Origin of the sequence: Anaerobiospirillum sp. NML120449 (assembly GCF_023051105.1) — a bacterium.
In the GTDB taxonomy this organism is placed as follows: domain Bacteria; phylum Pseudomonadota; class Gammaproteobacteria; order Enterobacterales; family Succinivibrionaceae; genus Anaerobiospirillum.
On the sequence record NZ_JALKIL010000026.1, the window covers coordinates 1 to 19393 of the forward strand.

At 55.0% G+C, this 19393-nt stretch carries 9 protein-coding genes and 1 pseudogene; 1 reads left to right on the forward strand and 9 read right to left on the reverse strand.

The window, feature by feature from the left end:
- Positions 1 to 119 precede the first annotated feature (119 nt).
- Positions 120 to 317, forward strand: a pseudogene (locus MXE41_RS08305) (flagellin); the annotation flags it as partial.
- A 257-nt stretch (positions 318 to 574) separates the two neighbouring features.
- Here MXE41_RS08305 and MXE41_RS08310 read toward each other — a convergent pair.
- The 9 genes from MXE41_RS08310 to MXE41_RS08350 all read right to left on the reverse strand — a co-directional run bounded on the left by MXE41_RS08310 (position 575) and on the right by MXE41_RS08350 (position 18398).
- Positions 575 to 2413 (reverse strand): ProQ/FinO family protein, encoded by a 1839-nt coding sequence (locus MXE41_RS08310; RefSeq protein ID WP_247100163.1) that lies wholly within the window; start codon positions 2411 to 2413, stop codon positions 575 to 577.
- Between the two features lie 1188 nt (positions 2414 to 3601).
- A complete protein-coding gene (der, locus tag MXE41_RS08315) occupies positions 3602 to 5311 on the reverse strand; it encodes a ribosome biogenesis GTPase Der (RefSeq protein WP_247100164.1) in 1710 nt (569 codons plus the stop codon).
- A gap of 1169 nt (positions 5312 to 6480) precedes the next feature.
- On the reverse strand, positions 6481 to 8097 hold the full coding sequence (bamB, locus tag MXE41_RS08320) for an outer membrane protein assembly factor BamB (RefSeq protein WP_247100165.1): 1617 nt from the start codon (positions 8095 to 8097) through the stop codon (positions 6481 to 6483).
- 323 nt (positions 8098 to 8420) lie between these two features.
- Complete coding sequence (locus MXE41_RS08325) at positions 8421 to 9125, reverse strand: tetratricopeptide repeat protein (RefSeq protein ID WP_246977266.1); 705 nt, start codon at positions 9123 to 9125, stop codon at positions 8421 to 8423.
- Positions 9126 to 9427: 302 nt separating this feature from the next.
- Positions 9428 to 10702: a histidine--tRNA ligase gene (gene hisS / locus MXE41_RS08330; protein WP_246977265.1), complete on the reverse strand. Its 1275-nt coding sequence runs from the start codon at positions 10700 to 10702 to the stop codon at positions 9428 to 9430.
- A 566-nt stretch (positions 10703 to 11268) separates the two neighbouring features.
- A complete protein-coding gene (ispG, locus tag MXE41_RS08335) occupies positions 11269 to 12351 on the reverse strand; it encodes a flavodoxin-dependent (E)-4-hydroxy-3-methylbut-2-enyl-diphosphate synthase (protein WP_246977264.1) in 1083 nt (360 codons plus the stop codon).
- A gap of 264 nt (positions 12352 to 12615) precedes the next feature.
- Positions 12616 to 14061 (reverse strand): helix-turn-helix domain-containing protein, encoded by a 1446-nt coding sequence (locus tag MXE41_RS08340; protein WP_247100166.1) that lies wholly within the window; start codon positions 14059 to 14061, stop codon positions 12616 to 12618.
- Between the two features lie 116 nt (positions 14062 to 14177).
- A complete protein-coding gene (gene rlmN / locus MXE41_RS08345; RefSeq protein WP_246977262.1) occupies positions 14178 to 15317 on the reverse strand; it encodes a 23S rRNA (adenine(2503)-C(2))-methyltransferase RlmN in 1140 nt (379 codons plus the stop codon).
- A 555-nt stretch (positions 15318 to 15872) separates the two neighbouring features.
- Positions 15873 to 18398, reverse strand: a complete 2526-nt coding sequence (locus MXE41_RS08350; protein ID WP_247100167.1) for a glycogen/starch/alpha-glucan phosphorylase — start codon at positions 18396 to 18398, stop codon at positions 15873 to 15875.
- Positions 18399 to 19393: the final 995 nt, after the last annotated feature.

Sequence of the window (19393 nt, forward strand, 5' to 3'; positions counted from 1 at the left end):
AAAAAAATCGCTAACTGTGATACAGATGCGATTTCTTGTAAGAAATTGTATTTTTTGCCAAATTTAACTTGACATTTACAAATATTAACACAAACGGTTTAATGTCAAGCTTGACATTAAACAGGCTTGAGTCTTCCATACGAAATCAGGCAAACGTTTCCGCAAACCAGGCTGACGCCCGTAGCCGTATTCGTGACGCTGACTTCGCCGAAGAGTCTGCAAACCTTTCCCAGCAGTCTATTATTCAGCAGGCTGCTACCTCCATGCTGATGCAGGCCAACACCCGCCCTCAGCTGGGCCTGTCCCTGCTTGGTTAACTGACCTTGCGGAGCTGGGCTCCATTGAAAAAGCCCGATATCTTCGGATATCGGGCTTTTTCGTGCCTGTTTGCTTCTGTTCTGGGCTGTTCTTGCTGTTCGGGCATTGGACATGCCCCATGACAGATGTAAAAACCCCGGAATGACGCTGGTCGTGATGACGCTGGTCGTTCCGGGGTTTTTTAATGTTTCGGGCTGGATGACGGCTGCGCTGTGGGCGCGGCCGTCATCTGGCCTGAAGGGCTGGTTGCGGGCCGCTATTCTTCACGCTTGTTAACGTTGAATACGCGACGGCGCATGACCTTTGGTCCGGTGCTCTCACCATTGCCGCCCTGCTCACCTGCTGGTGCGCCATTGTTCTGGAAGCGGTTCTGGTAACCGGTCTGCTGGAAGCGGTTCTGATAGCCGCCGCCACCAGTACGGTAGCCACCGGCGCGATAGCCGCCCTGGCTGTTGTAGCCGTTCTGGTAGCCGCCCTGACCACCCTGATAGCCACCATTCTGGTAGCCACCCTGGCCGCCCTGGTAACCACCCTGGCCCTGATAACCGCCATTCTGGTAGTTATTCTGATAGCCACCGTTCTGGTAGTTGTTCTGGTAGCCGCCGCCCTGGTAGCCATTGTTGTTGCTAAAGCGGTTCTGATAGCCACCCTGACGGTTCTGATAACCGCCCTGACCGCCCTGGTAACCACCATTCTGGTAGCCGCCCTGGTTGTAGCGGTTGTTGTAGCCCTGACCGTCGCCCTTGTTGAAGTTTGGACGCTGGCCCTGAGCAAAGCGGTTCTGGCCTGGGCCCGGACGGCGTGGCTTCATTGGGCGCTTGGCCTTGTGAGACTTCTTGGCCTTGGCGGTTGCAGCCTCAATCTCCTGACGGATACGCTCGATTTCGGCCTTGGCATTCTCGCGGTGCTCTTCTTCAATCTCACCGGCTGGATTGCCATCAAGGTCTACACGAGGTACACCATCGGCGATCTTCTGCAGATATGGCAGAGAGTGACAGTAGTTGTGGAGAATCTTGTAGCGCTGCTTGTCGAAGTACTGGAACTGGGCTTCCATGTTCTTCAGGCGATCAAGGATGTCCTGAGCGATACCTACCTTAAGAGGCAGACGCTGCTCACGGTCAACGAAAATAGCCTTAGGGAAAGCCAGGGCCAGGAAGCTCAGGAAGCGCTCGCGCTCATCCTTTTCACGGGCACGACGGGCAGCAGCGGCCTTTCGCTCAGCAAGAACACGGGCCTTGCGCTCACGACGCTCTGCAGGGGTAAGGTTTGGACGCTCCTTGAATGGCTTCTTCTCTTCGCCATCCTGAGCCTCTTCGCTCCTGGCACCCTCAGTGCCGGCAGCCTGTACAGCGGCCTGCCCCTCTGAGTCGTCTACGTTATCCTGGGCAGCCTGAGCGGCGGCCTCATCGGCAGAAAGCTTGTTGCCAATGCTGTCATCAGGCTCGTCACCGTCATCAGAGATGTCAGCACGATTACCGATGTCATCATCGATTTCGCCATCAGAGCTGCTGGTATCAACGCGGTTGCCGATATTGTCATCAGCATCATCCTCATCGGCAGCTGGTGCAGCTGGTGCAGGTGCTGCAGCAGCCTGCTGCTGAAGGGCAGCAAGGGTAGCCTGGAGGGTGGCATCGTCGATCTTGCCTGCGTCTTTGGCCTGCTGGGCCAGCTGGAGAATCAGATCAAGGTTGGCAGCTGCACCGGCCTCCGGAGCGGCAGCTTCATCTTTGGCAGCGGCAGTCTTCCTGGCAGCAGCGGTTCTGGTCTTGCGAGCAGGAGCGGCTTCACCGCTGTCTGCATCACCGGCACGGGCAGCAGCCTTGGCAGCCTGCTGGGCTTCCTTTTCTGCGGCTTTGGCAGCCTTGGCGGCAGCACGCTCAGCGGCTTTGGCAGCTTTCTCAGCGGCCTTGGCGGCTTCCTTGGCAGCCTTTTCAGCCGCCTTCTGCTCAGCCTTGATTCGCTTGGCTTCAGCCTCTGCAGCAAGATCAGCCTCAATTTCGGCTCTGGTACGACGCTTACGCTTAGGCTTGGCCTCAACCGGGCTCAGCTCAACAGCCTCAGGTGCTTCCTCATTCTTTGAAACTTCGCTATCCATAATTAGCTCCAACAACTTCCTGCATTGCAAGCCATACGACCACCGCACTCAACAATCAGTGGACAAAATCCGCTGACCACCATAAGCCGGTGTTAACTCCCTGTATGGGAACATGCGCCGTACAGCTGTATGTTATAGACAGACCTCTGCATTTTCAGCCTGCCACGATGTAACCGAAACAACAGATACCTTGTCGGTACCTGTCATCAAAATAAGCACTACATGTATTGCAGTCTCATCTGCTCGGAAAAGAACTGCACTTCTCTCTTTTACCGGACACAACCTTAAGGGGCAGAATATAAATTTACAGGCTGTCCTGCTCATAACTGATCAGTCAGCCATACTGTCCGGTATCGGGTCAGAAAAATCATAACTGCCATGCCCGGGGCCAGGCCCCTGCACATAAGATGGCAGCAAAATATCTTGCTTGATAAGAAAAACATTTACTCAGCAACAGCCATCGCTGTCAGACAATGGCCAGGCATAGTCTTTAGACTGTTATCGTGCCTGTTAACAGCGTAATACTGAGCCGGGTGCTCCTTACTTACTGGACGGTCCAGAGCATTTTTCTGCAATGTGTGTTTATGCCAGAAAAGTGCCAGATAAGGTACAACCACGCTGTTTATCCCTGAAAACGACAGGGTTTCTACATAATTCTAGATATTTAGTATACACCACGGTCAAAATCACGATACAGCCATAGTGCATATTTTACGCACTTTAATGACATTGTTAGTGCCAGAATAAAGACGCATCCCCTTAAATCTGTCAATTAAGCCGCAGTGATCAGGGTTGCAATCAGTGCAGCTGCCCCTGAGCGCTCTCTCTTACTGAGGTGATGACAGAGTTGATTTGCTGCCGGGAAGGCTCAGCTGATATTGGCCAGGCTCAGAGGCTGTGCTGTCAGGCCATGATGTGGCCGGATGGCGGGCCTGGTGATGTGGCCGGATGGCGGGCCCGGTGGCGTGGCCGGATGACGGGCCTGGTGGCGCTGTATCTTTCGGTGCAATGAAAAATGCCGACTCTGTCCGGGTTAACAGACAAAGTCGGCCTTTTATTCAGGTCAGCATGGCGATGCATATCCGGAAGCTGCCGGTGCAGCGGCAGCTGCAGCGGCGGCTGGTGAGCAGGCTGGGGCTGCAGCATTTTGTGGTGATGCAGGCCATGTTGAGACTTACTGGCATGATGTTACTTGCCCTTGGAGACCTTAGGGCGCTTTTTGAGAACCATGCCAGTGCCGGTGCGTTTTGCTTCGGCAACGACGCGGTTCTGGGCGCGCTCGGCCTTCTGGGCTGCGCGGGCATAGCGGCGCTCGGTCTCAGCCTGACGCTTCTGAGCTCTGATCTTGGACTGAGTGATGCGCTTCTGAGCCGGCTTCTGATCGGCGTATGGGTTCTCACCCTCCTTGAACTCGAGCAGTACCGGGGTACCCATGATCTTCAGCGACTTGCGATAGCAGTTGATGAGATAGCGCTTGTAGCTGTCCGGCATCTTGGAAACCTTGTTGCCGTGAATAATGATGCGTGGAGGATTGTAGCCACCGGCATGGGCATACTTGAGCTTGATACGGCGACCGCCTGAAACAGGTGGCTCGTGCTCCTGCACGGCCGCAGAAAGAATGCGGTTGAGCATTGAGGAGCTGTTACGACGGGTAGCAGACTCATAGGCCTCATTGATAGACTCAAAAAGATTGCCTACACCGGTACCGTGCAGAGCTGAGATGAAGTGCACACGGGCAAAGTCCACAAAGCCCAGACGCAGGTCGAGCTCACGCTTGATTTCGTCCTTGTATTCCTGGGTAAGACCGTCCCACTTGTTGACAGCTACTACCAGAGAGCGGCCGGAATCAATGATAAAGCCCAGCAAAGACAGATCCTGATCGGTGATGTGCTCACGGGCATCGATAACCAGAATGGCTACGTTACAGTCCTCAATGGCCTTTAAGGTCTTAACAATGGAGAACTTCTCAATGGCCTCGTTGACCTTGCGGCGCTTACGCACACCGGCAGTATCGATAACGATGTACTTCTGATCCTCGCGCTCAAGAGGAATGTAGATAGAGTCGCGGGTAGTACCTGGCATGTCAGCTACTACTACACGCTCTTCACCTAGCATGCGATTGGTCAGGGTGGACTTGCCTACATTTGGCTTGCCTACCAGAGCAAATTTGATTGGCAGGTCAGCAAAAGGAGTACGGGTGGTCTGCTCGGCCTTTTCCTTCTCCTCTTCGCTCTCCTCACCCTTAACGCGGGCACGCTGAGCCTCACGGAAGGCATGCCAGTCAAAGCCGCCGCCGGTGCGGTCTACAGGGACGTTCTCAAGGAACTCAAAGCCACTTTCCCACTGGCTGTCGTCCTCGTCCTCTTCGTCAATAATGTCGCTGTCCAGCGGACCCTCTTCACGCAGTACCGGAGCGATAACTTCCTCAAGCAGGATGTTAACGCCACGGCCATGTACTACGGCAGTCTGGTAAATCTCACCCAGACCCAGGGAGTAGAAATCAGTACCGGCAATATCAGGATCAAGACCGTCAATCTTGTTGGCCACGATAGCGCATGGCTTGCCTGACTTGCGGATGTAGTCGGCTACAGAATAATCACCTGGCATGATGCCGGCACGGGCATCCACCATGAATAAAACAAGGTCGCACTCATCAATGGCAAGCAGTGCCTGAGAGGTCATGCGATTGGTCAGATCTGATGGCTGCTCGGCATCCTCGGCAATACCGCCGGTGTCGATAACAATGTACTCACGGCCATCAAAAAGAGCGCGGCCGTACTTACGGTCACGGGTCAGGCCAGGAAAGTCAGCTACCAGAGCGTCACGGGTTTTGGTCAGACGATTAAAAAGAGTAGATTTGCCAACATTAGGGCAACCTACCAGGGCTACTACCTTCATGAAATTTTCCCTGAGACCTGTGGCCACCCTGCCCCAGCTCCTGCCCTGCGCTCACACTGTTCCCTGCCGGAAATCAGATCTGCAGCCTGGCAGCCTCGCCTGCAGCATGCTGTGCAGCCCTGCCCGCATGCATAAGTGCATGCTGCATGGCCACGCAGCTGCCACATGGGCCATGGCACTGCGGTCTCTTAAGATATTGCAAACAATTCAGCCCTGCACCGCGAGCAACCGCGCCACACTGCGCTATTGTCCGATGTTCTGCAACTTACATCAGCATCCTGTCATAACCTGGTCCCTGAGGCTGCCCGTCCCGGGCAGCTCGACACAACAAGTGCAGGAGCCACGAGCCCCTGCGCGTACGGGCCGCACAGCGGCCCTGTGTCTGTTTGAAAAGGGAAAATCCCCTCAGCTCAGAAGGGGGAGATGGGGCCATGGTAATGAGCGCCGCGCTCACTGGTGCAGTGACTGCACCTGTGCCCCTGATGAAAGCTTTCACAATACTGCAGACAGCCCTGCAGGCGCTGGCCTGATGGCTGGACGGCTCAGCCGGGGCTGATGTGGCCCCAGGCTGGACGACCATGGGGTGCTGAAAGCCCCAGACAGGATGTCCCTGTGGGCTGATGGCCCCTGGTCGGATGGCCCCAGGCTGGATGGCCATGTGGGCTGATTGTCCCTGGCCGGATGGTACTGCAGGCTGAAAGCCGGTTATAAGCTGGTTGGATACAGATAAAGTTCAGACAGCTGAATGACGAAATGCCGCTGTTAAGCGGCTGTGTCTGAGCACACATGGAGCCCCTGCCATGAGCAGTGCTCCTGCCATGAGATGAACTGGGCTGCCTGCTGTGAGACAGCACGCTGCGTGTCACTCATGGTTGTGGTCCGGCATGAATACAATGGGCTGGAACGAGCGCTCCTGCCGGGCTTGATGGCTGCACGGAGCGTAAAACCTGGGCGTAAAAAAGCCCGGGGTCCGAGAAAGTGTGCATTTTATCACATTTCTGCAGATACCCGGGCCTTTTGAAAAAGACTGGCCAGAGCCTGAGGCAGCCCTGTGGCTGCCTGATGACTGACTGAGAGCTGCCTTGTCTGGCCTGTCTGCGCCTGACTGCGGATGCGCCATGATGCGGTCCCGTCAGGGCCGCACCTGGTGCCGGGGCAGGCCCTTACTGTCAGATACCGAAGTTGGAGGACTTGCGGCCGTCATCACCACCGGAAGCTGGAGTCTCGACGTACTGGGTGTCGCTGCTTTCAGAGGCAGCACCCTTGCTCTCCTCTACCTCAGAGCGTACTCCCGGAGCGATGCCAAAGCCTGACAGACGCTCACGTCTTTCCTCTTCGTAAGCCTTACGCTGAGCCTCGTACTGAGCGCGGGCACGGGCTGCCTGCTCGGCGGCACGACGCTGGGCTGCAACATGAGCTTCCTGCTGGGCTACAGCCTTGCGGATAGCATTACGGCGGGCCTCAAGCTGCTCGCGGCTGACGCTTGACGGGGCATAAATACCACCGTCAAATACGCCTGGGTGATTTAAGGTCAGACCAAAAGCTGCGCGCTTTTTGATGTCGCTGTTAACCTGCTCTACATTGCGGGCGGCGCTTTCACGCTGGGCATCAGCAAAGGAGTAACAGGCCAGAGTACCGTCATTGGCCAGAACGTAGAGCTTGCCATCCTTGACCTGAGAGGCGCCATAAACGCCGGAGCGGTCAACACGGCTCATATAGTCAATGGAGCCGTCAGCCATATCCATAAAGTAGATATAGCCCTCATAGTCACCTACTACGGCGTAATTGCCATATACCACTGGAGCGGTAGTCTTACGGTAACCAAGGGAGGTATTTACCCAGCGCTGGGAATTGTCCTCAGCGTTGATACAGTAGACGCTGCCATCATCAGAGGTCAGAACCAGAGACTGGTTGTCGTAAGCCATATCGCGGCTGGTCTGATAGCCAAGACGGCTCTGATAGCTGAAGGTGGAGAGATCATACTGAACCAGGCCGCCTGAGTAAGCGGCGCTGTAGAGCATGCGGCCGAGGATAAGAGGGCTGGTTGCTACGTCAGCTACACGCTCAAGAGCATTGGTGCCCACGGCATTGCCCACATTAATCTGGTTTACGGTTGCGCCATTGGACTGGAGAATGACATTGACCTTGCCTGAGGAGGTGCCTACCAGCAGATAGTCATCTTCAACCACTACAGGATTGGCCTGAGCGCGCAGACGTAATGGCTGAGGGGCATCACCGGTGGCCCACAGCTGTTCGCCGGTACGGGCATCAAAGGCAGTGAAATTGCCACGGCTGTCCAGAACAAAGAGCTTGTCGCCGCTGGCGTTGAAAGCTGGACGGGCTACTACTTCAGCCTCAATGTACTTCTTCCACAGGATAGAGCCATTTGAGGTATTTAAAACGTAGACATAGCCATTTTCAGAGCCCAGGGCAATGGATGTACCGCTGATGGCTACGCCGCCAGACAGACGTGCAGAGCGCTTGTCATTATTTTCGGCCTCATCAGAGAGGTCTACTTCCCATACGGATGCGCCGTCAGCCTGGGAGCTGGAGATTACTACGCCCTTACGGGATGCGGTATAGACATTAGTGGCATCAAAGGCAGGAGCCAGCTCGGAGTAGAAATCGTCAGTGCCACCAGTGGACTTGGTCCATAACTCATTGACAGTAAAGAGATTGTTCACCTCTGGAGCATCAACTGGCTCATAGCGCGTATCGGAGCTTGAGCAGCCGGCGAGGACCAGCATGGCAAGAGGTAAGGCAAGAGCTAATTTAGACTTCAGCATGTTTAATTTTTCCCAAAAACCGGCACTCAATGGGGTTATAAGACCTGTGTACCTGATTATGCAGAGGTAAAAATTCACAAAGATAACTTTTGGGCACTGGCCCTTAAGTTGATAATCATGAGTACACAGGACTGAGCAATATATAGACAGCAAATCTGCCATTTGGTTCGCAGCCTGATGCATCTGCAGGCAGCGTACGCTGACTGCGTCAGCTGACGTTTCCTGCACAGATGCTATGCACCATGGCAGTGGACAGAGCCTGCTGCCACTGACCCTGTCAGGTCAGCAGCGCCTGTCAGGCCAGCGGCTTGCGGGCAGTCTGCTTACTTGCCGCTGACGTTGTCAGGGGTGGCGCTCATGGCAGCAGCCTGCTGGTTCATGAGCTTGTAAGCTGGAGTGTCACCGTGCTTGATGACGCTGTCGAACTTGAGCTGCAGAACAGAACTGATCTGCAGTTTGGCAGCCTCGGTGGCCTTGATGGCCTCAAGGTAGGCATCGTGAGCGCCCTGACGGTCACCCTTTGCAAGGAGCACGTCACCACGGGTCTCGGCAACTTCAATCTTGTAGGCATCGCTCTTTAAGGCTGACAGAGTGGCCAGAGCGTCCTCATAACGGCCCTGCTGGGCCTGCAGACGGGCAGTTACCAGATTGCACTGAGGAGCCAGCAGATCGCCGCCATTGGCAGCAGCGAAGGAAACGAGCTTCTGGGCCTCGTCATAGCGGGCAGCACGGATCTGAACATTGGCCATTTCAAGGGCCAGCAGAGAGCCGTATACATTCTTGTTCTGATCGATGAATTTCTGGGCATCTGCAAGGGCAGCAGCACCGCTGGTGCCGAGCTTGATCTGATGCTGGTAGACCTCATAGGCGGTCTGCTGGTTTTCAGACAGCTGCCATGCCTGGTACTGACGAACGCCTACCAGACCGGCCAGAGCGATGGCAACACCAAGAGCAATTGGCTTCCAGTGCTCATGCCACCATTTGCGCACCGCCTCTTCTCTTTCATGCTCATCAGTTAAGATATCCATCTTTTTCCTCTAAAAATCGCAGCTGAAACGAAATAATAAACAGCTGATAATAGCTAAAAACCGGCCCCGGCGCCATATATCAGGCCAGGTGAGCCGTGAAAAATACTGCACTGCCGCCATCCCCTTGCTCAGGCATCCTGGGGCTGCCGGCCGGGGCTGCCGGCCGGCTGCTGCAGGCCTGCGCCAGGTGCCAGGGGCCTGTGTGGCGGCAGGTCACGTCTTTTAGACGTTAAGAATACGCTTTACTACAGCCACTGCCTCATCACGGGAGACAGTTTCCCGGGTGGCAGCGGCCATGTCCTTTAGACGTTAAGAATACGCTTTACTACAGCCACCGCCTCATCACGGGAGACAGTTTCCTGGGTGGCAGAGGCCATGTCCTTGACGGTTACGGTGTTGTTCCTGATTTCCTCGTCACCAAGGATCAGGGTTACCTTTGCCTGGACCTTGTCAGCACGCTTGAGCAGGCGCTTGAAGTTGCCGCCGCCGCAGTGGTTCATGATACCGACCTCAGGCAGGGCAGCGCGCAGCTGGGAGCACAGGGTCAGCTGGTGAGATTCGACATTGTCGCCCATGCCGCAGACGTAGACGGCTACCTGGCTTAAAGGTCTGACCTTTTCCAGGGTGGTCAGCAGAAGCATCAGACGCTCAAGGCCCAGACCAAAGCCTACTGCAGGAGTGGCCTTGCCACCCAGCTGCTCAACCAGACCGTCATAGCGGCCACCGCCACAGACAGTACCCTGAGCGCCCAGAGCGGTAGTAGTCCATTCAAAGACGGTAAGATTGTAGTAATCAAGACCGCGCACCAGACGTGGGTTGATAACAAACTTAATGCCCAGTGAGGTCAGCATGGCCTGCAGCTTTTCAAAGTGGCTGCGGCTGTCCTCACCAAGGAAGTCATACAGGGCTGGAGCATCCTTGAGGATTTCCTTTACCTTCTCGTCCTTGCTGTCCAGAACACGTAATGGATTGGTGTGAGTACGACGCTTTGAGTCCTCATCAAGATCATCAAAGTGCTTTTCAAGGAAAGCTACCAGATTTTCCTTGTAGACACGGCGCTCCTCACTGTTGCCCAGAGTATTGAGCTCAAGGGTCAGATGCTCGCTTATGCCCAGACGCTGCCACAGATCGTGGGTCAGGGCGATGATTTCAGCATCGATATCAGGACCGTTAAGGCCAAAGACCTCAACACCCAGCTGATGGAACTGACGGTAGCGACCCTTCTGAGGACGCTCGTGACGGAACATCGGGCCCATATACCAGACACGCTGTTCCTGATTGTAAATCAGGGAGTGCTCAAGGGAGGCACGCACGCAGCCGGCTGTACCCTCAGGACGTAAGGACAGGCTGTCACCTGAGCGGTCTTCAAAGGTGTACATCTCCTTTTCCACCACATCGGTAACTTCACCGATAGCACGGCAGAACAGGCTGGTCTGCTCAACAATAGGCATACGCATTTCACTGTAGCCGTAAGAGGCCACGGTCTGACGTAAAACCTTTTCCACCTGCTGCCATACGGAGGTATCTTCCGGCAGCAAATCGTTCATACCACGAATAGCCTGAATAGACTGAGCCATGAGTCAATAATCCTTTAGTGATCGGTCCCACCTGATGCTGCCGGCCAGGGTCCATCCCGGACCAGGCCCAGCTTAAGCTCAGCCATAAAACAAATGGCCAGGCTCACGGCAGCGCCGGCTTTTCCTGCTGACAGTCATACAGCCCCACGGCTGTTCAGTGCAGCGATGCTGCACGCATGCTGCGCGCAGGCGGCGCAGCGCCGTACAGCCGGGCACTGTGCATATGCTGTCGGTGGTGGGCACAGGTACAGGGAAAAGCCCGAAAGGCAATCTAAGCTTTTTACTGTCGCCATGACAGCAAAAAGACACATTTACTCCCCACAGGGCAATCCTCAGGGAATATGAAAATGACCATAATACATTATTTGCAGCAGGCTACAAAAAAATAAGGCTGTTGCCTCCTGGTTGTGAAAGCATACAGCCTTTTTTGCAGCCCAGGCCTGGGAACCCGGGCAAATGCGGTCGGCGGCCCATACGGCGGCCTGCAGCCGCCGTATGGTGCCAGCAGCCCCTGCCGCGCGCCTGCTGCCCTGCCGCCCTTTCGGCGGTCGGCCAGGCTGGCCTGATTATGAGGAGGCCAGGGCGCGCACGCGGCTTTCCATTCGATCGAGGATTTCCTCGTTATCGATACGGCCCATGAGCTCGCCATGCTCATAGATCATGCTCTTGCCGTTTTTGCCGCCGCAGATAGCCACGTCAGCACGCAGAGCTTCACCAGGACCGTTAACAATGCAGCCCATGATGGCAACCTTGAGTGGCTTTCTGATGTCAGACAGGCGCTCTTCCAGAGCCTTTACTGTACCGACCACATCAAGGCCGCGACGGGAGCAGGTCGGGCAGGCAACCACGTCAATACCACGGGTGCGCAGATGCATACTCTTTAAGATAGCCCAGCCTACCTTTACTTCCTCAACAGGATCAGCAGCCAGAGAAACTCGCAGAGTGTCACCAATACCCTTGCTCAGCAGCAGACCAAGACCAATGGAGGACAGTACGGTACCACCGGTCAGACCGCCAGCCTCGGTAATGCCAAGGTGCAGAGGGGCATCGGTCTTTGAGGCCAGAAGCTCGTAGGCGGCTACGCACAGATTGAGCTCTGAGGCCTTTACGGAGAAGGCATAGTCAACAAAGTTGTGGCTTTCGAGAATATCAGCAGAGCGCAGGGCGGCCTCAACCATGGCCTCAGGGGTTGGAGAGCCGTAGCGGTCGAGCAGATCCTTGTCAAGGGAACCGGCATTTACACCTACACGAATAGGCAGGCCGTGGTCACGGGCAGCCTGGCAGACAGCCTCGACCTTTTCACGCGAACCGATATTGCCCGGATTGATGCGCAGGGCAGCGGCGCCGTTTTTGGCGCACTCAATGGCAATGCGGTAGTCAAAGTGAATGTCAGAAACAATTGGCACATCAACCCTGGAAACAATTTCCTTAAAGGCGGCGGCAGCGTCCATAGAAGGTACGGAGACACGAACGATGTCGGCACCCACATCAGCAAGCTGCTGAATCTGGGCAACGGTGGCCTGAACATCGAGAGTTTCGGTGCAGGTCATACTCTGAACTGAAATTGGAGCATCACCGCCGACTAAAACTGAACCAACCTTAATCTGACGTGACTTTCTACGCTCAATCTTGGGAGCCTGCCATTCCATGGACATTCCTCATTTTCTAACAGATCTTAAGTGACTGTACCCGTACGGCAGCCCGGGCCCTTGACCATGGGCAAGGCCCATGGCCAGGCCTGGCCTGCGGGTACAAAAAGCCCCCGCAAAATGCAGGGGCCGTGTCTGATGGCTTTGTCCGCGACTAAGGGGCCGCTGAGACCTGAAGGTCGAGGCGGCCAGAGTGGCTGGCCCATGAGATCTAAGGGTCGGGCAGCCGGGCTTACTCATGGGCCTGCTGGCGGACAGAGCTTATCAAGGCATTGGCAGCTTTAATATAACCTGTTTGGCCTCAGGCATATCAACTTCACCGCCATCATAATAAATTTTTACAGCCCTGGTATCGCTAAGCTGAATCTTCAGCGGCGGAATACCGGTGACCTTAATTTTCTTGCCCGGCTCATAAACACCGGAGGCAAGCACCTTGTTCTGCTTGTCGGTCAGCTTGAGGGCCACCTTGCGCACAATGGCAATCTCGGCGCTGTTAAGCGATGCCAGATCCTTGCGGTTGACCACCTTGACCTTGCCCGAGATATCGGTTGGACTGCCCTTGAGCTCCACCTTTGGCTCAGCTTTGGCAGCTTCGGCTTTTGCATCCTTGCCAGGCTTTTCAGCCTTGTCATCGGTCTTTGCGCCAGCCTTGCTGTCCTGGCCCCTGGCGCCCTGATCATTAGCATCCTTGCCAGTTTCTTTCACAGGAGGGTTAAGGGTGCCATTTTGCGTTTCCTCAGACGCCTTATCAGCGCCAGGCTTGATGGCAATGGCCGGGACATAGCCAGTTACAGTGTAGTCGTCACCTGGCAGAGTCAGGGACTCAGGGGCCTTGCCCTCAGAGATTTCTGCAATGCCTCCCGGGCCCTGCTCACGGGCCAGGGCGTGGGCCTGAGCTGCAGCACGGGCTGTGTTTTCATCAACTACCTTGAGGTCAACAGCATCGGCATTGGCAGGATCTTCAATAACCACTGGAGGTGGAGAAGCCTCGCTGCCATCGGCATTGAGCTCAATGCGTACAGGATCGCCTGACGGGGCATTGGTTGCCCCTGAGCTGTCGGACTTGTCGCCGCTGAAAATAAAGTAGCCGCCTGCAGCCACGATAATGATCAGGACTATGAGCAGCCAGTTGCGGTTCATGGTCTTGTCCGGGGCACTGGCAGCAGGCTCCTTGTCGATGGCTACATTTTCAGAAATGCTCGACAGATAGAGCTGCATTACATAATCAGGATCAACACCGGCCACGCGGCAGTAGCGCTCGAGGAAAGGTGAGATAAAGTCGATATAGACGCGCTCGTTAAGAGCATTGGTCTCAATATCGCTTACAGTGCGGGGACGGGCCAGAATGGCGGTGGCCATTTCAGGAATGCTCATGCCCATGCGTAAGCGGTGGTATTTGAGCAGTTCGCCTACGGTCTTGAGATTGTCAGGATTCTCAGCAAGGATATTTTCTTTATCCTTTCTGTAAGGATCCTCAACCGGCTCCTCATCGTCATCTTCCTGATCATCAGGATCCGGGGCACTGCCATCCATGTCATTATCTTTTTCTGCGCTGTCACTGGCTTCTGCGGCATCAGCGTCAGCTTCAGCTTCAGATGCGGACGCAGCAGCGGCCTCATCGAGCTCTTTAACGCTCTGATCAGAGGAGACCAGGGTCTCGTCGGTGACCTGATCTGCAGTTTCAGACTTGTTAGTGTTTGAATCAGACATGGTATTACCAGCAAAAAACTTAATTAGTACAGATTGCCCTGAGCCCGGCCCGGAACAGCCCACTGGACAGCCCACCGGGAGCTGTCCCGGGCTGTCCGCTGCGGACATGCTGCGGGTTAAACAGGCTTTACTATGGAGCGGATTTCCTGACCTGCCAGCTCCTGGACATGATCAGTCTTCTCGCGCAGCTTGCGATCGCGTACCTGACCTGCAAGCTGACCACAGGCGGCGGCAATATCATCACCACGGGTGGTACGGGTAACCACGGTAAAGCCATACTGCTCTACCAGTACCTTGTAGAAACGGTCGATGCGGCTGTTGCTTGGGCGTCTGTACTCAGACTCTTCGTGAGGATTGAAAGGAATGAGGTTGATCTTGCATGGCAGATCGCGCAGCAGAGCAGCCAGCTCATGAGCCTGATCAGTGCTGTCATTGACATGATCAAGCAGAACATATTCGATAGTAACACGTCCGCAATTGGCATTGGAGTTGTCAATATAGTTGCGGACAGCATCAAGCAGACTGTCCAGCGGGAATTTCTGGTTGACCGGAACCAGAATGTCACGCAGCTCATCGTTTGGTGCATGCAGTGACAGAGCCAGAGCAACGTCGATTTTGCCGGCAATCTTGTTCAGGGCCGGAACGATGCCTGATGTGGAAATAGTAACGCGTCTTTTGGACAGTGCAAATGCGTTGTCCGACAGCAGCAGTTTGCAGGTGGACAGAACATTCTGCACATTGAGCAGAGGCTCACCCATACCCATCATGACAATGTTGGAAATAGGCTTGTGCTCCTGGTTTTCAGAAAAGCCCACACGGGAGGCGGCTCGCCATACCTGACCTATAATCTCGTGAACCTTGAGATTACGGTTGAAACCGGACTTGCCAGTGCGGCAGAAAGAACACTTGACCGGGCAGCCTACCTGAGTGGAGATACACAGGGTATTGCGATCAGGCTCGGGAATGAGCACTGTTTCGACCAGCTGACCGTCGCCCACGTCCATGGCCCACTTGATGGTGCCATCAGAGGAGCGCTGTTCAGTAACAATCTCAGGGGCTTTGATGCAGGCTACCCTTGAGAGCATGGCACGGGTATCCTTTTTGATGTTGGTCATCTGCTCGAAGTCAACTACGCCCCACTGGTAAATCCACTTTAACAGCTGGGTAGCACGGAAAGGCTTTTCTCCCTGAGCTACAAGAAATTCCTTTAAACCATCCGGATCGAGATCCATTAAGTTGACGAGATTATCCGACATAACACCTCTTTGACCATGACTGACATGGCATCACTGATACAGGCCCGCAAAGGGCTTTGCCAGGCGCCAGGGGCGCCGGTTCAAAAAGTGTAAATTATACAAGAATTTGCCCGAATTACCCTTATTTGAGCGGTTAATTAGCTGCTAAATCTCATTTGCCACAATCTGTCATCAGCCTGCAGAGCGCTGTGGGCTGATACCACCCCTGGCCTGACCTTGCCAGCCCTTGCCCGGCCAGGCCGCCCCTGCAGGAGCAAGCCCGCGCAGCCTGGGCACAGCCTGGGCGCAGCCTTGCGCCCCTTTGCACAGCTGGGCGCAGCCGGGCGGGCACAGCCATGAGCGCAAGCCCTCTGCCCGGGCCACTTAGAGCAGCAGCGGACCGGGCAAAGAACTCGCAGGAGAACTGCGCCAAAAAGCGCAGGCGTAAAAAAGGCCGGCATCCACATTCAGATGCTGGCCTTTTTTGCTCTGGTCAGGCCGCCCCAAAGCGGGACGGACTGACGGCACAGATCAGGTTATTACCCGATCCTTTGCCTGAAGAGGTAAGCGCATTAATTAGTCATTTTCGCTTACATCGTAGCTCTTTAAGGACCAGATGTTGTGTACATAGTCCTCGATGGAGCGATCGGAGGAGAACTTGCCCATGGAAGCAGAGTTGATAATGGCGGCACGAGCCCAGCGCTGCTTGTCCTTGTACATCTCTTCGACGCGCTTGTGAGCGGCGTAGTAGGAAGAAAAGTCGGCCAGTACGAGGAATGGATCGCCGTGGTCGAGCAGAGAACGCTTGATGGCGGACAGAGCGCCTGGCTGACCTGGGGTGAAGTAGTCAGTGTCGAGCAGATCAAGGGCGTCCTTGAGGGTCTCGTTGGCGTTGTAGATGTCCCATGGGTTGTAGCCACGGTCCTTGAGATCCTGAACTTCCTGTACGGACAGACCGAAGATGAAGTTGTTCTCCTCACCGGCCTCGGCAACGATTTCGATGTTGGCGCCGTCCATGGTACCAAGAGTCAGAGCACCGTTCATGGCGAACTTCATGTTGGAAGTACCGGAAGCCTCATAACCGGCAGTAGAAATCTGCTCGGAAATATCAGCAGCTGGAATGATCTTCTCAGCAAGGCTTACGCGGTAGTTAGGGATGAAGACCACCTTGAGCTGGTTGCGGATACGGTGATCGTTGTTGATACGGTCACCGACCTTGTTGATGGCGTAAATGATGTCCTTGGCCAGGGAGTAGGCAGGAGCAGCCTTGGCGCCAAAGATGAATACCTGAGGAACGATGTTCATATCAGGATTCTTGATGAGCTCACGGTACAGGCTGATGATGTACAGCAGGTTGAGGTGCTGACGCTTGTACTCGTGCAGACGCTTGACCTGAACGTCGAAGATAGCGGATGGATCAACGTCTACGCCGCACAGCTTCTTGATCTCGGCAGCAAGAGCAACCTTGTTCTCGTGCTTGACGTCCATGAAGCGCTTCTGGAAGTCTGGCTTGTCAGCGTATGGACGCATGAGTGCGCAGGAATCCAGGTGTAAAGGCCAGTCCTTGCCGGAAACCTCATCGTACAGCCTGGCAAGGCCAGGGTTACAGGCCAGCAGCCAGCGACGTGGGGTAACACCGTTGGTAACGTTGCAGAAACGATCAGGCCAGATAGCGGCAAACTCAGGGAAGAGCTGCTCACGAACCAGCTTGGAGTGAATCTCAGCTACGCCGTTAACGCGACGGGAGGCGATAACACAGAGGTGAGCCATGCGAACCATGCGGCATGGGCCTTCCTCAATGATGGACAGGCGGGCACGCATGTCGTTGTTGTCAGGCCACTTGGCAGCAACTTCGCCATCCAGGAAGCGGGCATTGATCTCGTAGATAATCTCGAGGTGACGTGGTAACAGACGCTCAAAGAGGTATACAGGCCACTTCTCAAGAGCCTCAGGCAGCAGAGTGTGGTTGGTGTAGGCAAATACGTCGGTTACGATCTTCCATGCGCTGTCCCATGCCAGACCTTCCTCGTCAAGCAGCAGACGCATTAACTCAGCAACAGCAATGGCTGGGTGAGTGTCGTTGAGCTGAATGGCGATCTTGGAGGCAAAGGCAGTGTAATCGTGGTGGTGAGCACGATTGTAACGGCGCAGAATGTCCTTCAGGGAGCAGGCGCAGAAGAAGTACTGCTGGGTAAGACGCAGCATCTTGCCGGCTTCGGTGGAATCGTTAGGGTACAGAACCTTGGAGATGGTCTCGGCTGCAGCCTTTTCTTCCTGAGCGTCAACGTAACCGCCGGCATTGAACACGTCCCAGTTGAACTGCTCAGTAGCACGGGATTCCCACAGACGTAATACTGTTACGGAAGAACCACGGAAACCTACTACAGGGATATCCCAAGGTACACCCTTGATGATGTGAGCAGGGTGCCATACCTTGTGGATGGTGCCATCAGGAGCTACCTGATCTTCAACATAACCACCTACAGGAATGTCCTGAGAGGACTCTGGACGGCATACTTCCCATGGACAGCCGTACTCACGCCATGAATCTGGACGCTCTACCTGACGGCCACCACGGATTTCCTGACGGAACAGACCGTTTTCATAGTGCAGGCCATAACCGACGGAAGGATACTTGAGAGTGGCCAGAGAGTCGATGTAGCAGGCAGCCAGACGGCCCAGACCGCCGTTACCCAGAGCCATGTCAGGTTCTTCATCGCACAGCTCGTTGATGTCCTTGCCCAGCTCCTTGAGGGCTGACTTACATACGTCATAAACCTCGAGGTTGCACAGGTTGTTGACAGTTAAACGGCCCATTAAGAACTCGGCAGACAGATAGTTAACTGCACGGGTGTCGTTAGAGGCATGGGTGGACTGGGTCTGAGTTAAACGCTCAAATACCAGCTCGTTTACGCTGTACACCACAGCCTGCCACCATGCCAGTGGAGAGGCCTTCTGCTCGGAAGTACCAATGGTTCTTCTTAAATGGTTTACGATTGATTCCTTGAACTGTTCAACAGAAGGCTTGAATAAATCAGCCTCGGCAGTTGCAGGAGCAGCAGATGCTGCTGGAGCTGGTTTCTTGTTAGTCTTGGTGGCCATTTAATCCTCCAGAAGATTATTTAGAGCCTGTGAATTTCTTATTGCTGAGCACTAAGCCCCCATTCAGGCCATCTGCACTGGCAGTGTTGCCCGACTCACCCACCTCATCCCCACAACCACGCTGCAGCAGAGCTGCTGCGTGACCGTGGCTGCGTCGCCTGCGGCTGCCTGTGCCTGCAGCAGTCGCGCCGCATGCAGTCGCGCCGCAGTCTGGCCTCGGACCGATGGTCCTGAACAGACGGACATAGAGGTGCTTTATACAGATGTACGGGTATGACGGCTGTCATTACGGCAGATAACAGATCTGCAAACAGGTTTGCAGCCTTATATCAGGCCATTGCCTGAAACTGCCATATGATGGGGATTACATGAGCTGAAACTGGTGCCATGCCGGGGCCTCACAGCTGACATGGTCCTTATCAGACCATCAGAGGTGACGGCATCACCGGCTGCAGAACATAAGGAGGGAAAATATGAGGGATTTACCCCAGATGTCTGTCCTGTGACAGCGGCCTTGCAAAACAAAACAGAGTTGCAAAAAATTACGGCCTGTCTGTCCTTCCTTATGAAATTGATATTGGGTCAGAGGATCTGCCGGTACGCCCCGGCACCACAGCAAAAGCCATGGCTGCCGCAGGCGCTCCGGCCGGGCATTGCCTGCTCAGGCAATGCCCTGTCCTGACAGGAAGCTCAACAAAGCCGGCTTCCTTTGGCTGCTCATTAATCCGGGCACCACTGAGGGGAAAGGATGCGCATGCTGATTAAGACGCGCTCACGTCAGCAACAACGCCCCCCCTGCACAGAAAAATCCTGCAGGTGCCATGTCCAGTATTTTCCCCTCAGTCCGTAAAGGACAGGTTAAGTGGCGCCCCCGGGTGCTGAAGTTTTCAGCAAGGGGTAAATGCCCCTGCCCGGCACGCTCCAGATCAGGTGCTGGAACATGCCGGATTTTTGCATCATGCAGAAAATTTATGTACGACAAAGCCGCCGTACAC